Raw genomic sequence first — 382 nt, 5'->3', positions numbered from 1 at the left:
GCGCATCGATGCATCCTTGCTTGAACTCGGTCGCACCCGGCGCACCGATGTGCGGGTTGAATTCGGATCACCGCACGAAGTTATCACCCGGGTAGCGGATGAGGGATCAGCCGACCTTGTCGTGCTCGGTCCGGGCAAAAGCCCCGGCAAGTCATTGCGCGCGAAAGTTCTGGGCTCGACCGCGGACAGGGTCATCAGGACGTCGCCCGCGCCGGTCCTCGTGGTCAAGTCCCAGGCTGCCGGGCCCTATCGCAAGGTCGCCGTCGCCATCGATTTTTCACCCCAATCGGCATCGGCCGCAAAGGAAGCACGCAATCTGGCCCCGAATGCAAGGCTGCGGTTGATCCATGTTGTCGGCGTCCCGCTCACGTTCGAACAGGCA

Annotated in this window: 1 protein-coding gene; it reads left to right on the top strand. The window is 63.1% G+C overall.

The features are described 5' to 3' along the window. On the top strand, positions 1-382 hold a 382-nt coding region (locus Q5L94_RS13435; RefSeq protein ID WP_317498869.1), incomplete at both ends, for a universal stress protein.

Origin of the sequence: Idiomarina sp. Sol25 (genome assembly GCF_033052775.1) — a bacterium.
GTDB lineage: Bacteria > Pseudomonadota > Gammaproteobacteria > Enterobacterales > Alteromonadaceae > Idiomarina.
The sequence above is the reverse complement of the archived record's forward strand: the minus strand, read 5'-3'. Positions and strand labels throughout refer to the sequence as shown.